This is a genomic window from Halorubrum sp. Atlit-26R, from assembly GCF_003666015.1.
GTDB lineage: Archaea > Halobacteriota > Halobacteria > Halobacteriales > Haloferacaceae > Halorubrum.
Window position 1 is genome coordinate 1 of the sequence record NZ_QPLT01000340.1, and the last position, 552, is coordinate 552.

Annotated in this window: 2 protein-coding genes; both read right to left on the reverse strand. The window is 46.4% G+C overall.

The window, feature by feature from the left end; genetic code table 11:
* Positions 1-166 (reverse strand): sugar phosphate nucleotidyltransferase (locus tag DVK07_RS20880; RefSeq protein ID WP_158603218.1); only part of this gene is annotated, 166 nt, incomplete at its 3' end.
* 122 nt (positions 167-288) lie between these two features.
* Positions 289-552: hypothetical protein (locus DVK07_RS24050; protein ID WP_233565572.1), on the reverse strand; the 264-nt coding region annotated here is incomplete at its 5' end.

The window sequence follows — 552 nt, forward strand, 5'->3', positions numbered from 1 at the left end:
GACCACCGACAATTAGGATGACCTCGTTGATTTGAGTCCTCGCCAGGCTGTCGAGGATGTGGCCCAGAATTGGTTTCCCAGCAAGGCGGACCATCGCTTTCGGCTTCGTGTGTGTTTGAGGGAACAGCCTCGTTCCTTGCCCTGCTGTAGGAATTATCGCTTTCATGGCGGTTACTGAATTCCTCTACGAACAAAGGTATCGTATCCTTTCAACTGCCATAATGCCACAGTTTGATACATTAAAACAGGTACTCCAACAAACATCAACAGCGAAGAAACGAAACACAACTAAATATCTTCTATCGCCGAAAGAACGGTCGTGCGGAATTGTTCGCTAATTGTGGAAAGTATTGCTACGTACGTGAGGCAGCCGGTAGTGAGGATGATTCCAAGTCCGAAGAAGGACTGAGTGTCGACGAACTGTTTGAAGATGAACACGATGATGAGCATAATCACACCCGAAATAATCTGTTCCACTAATGGGCGTGCGAAGAGAGTCACTTCCGGCACCTCTTTTCGAACAGAGTAAGCTGTAAGAAAATACTTAATTAC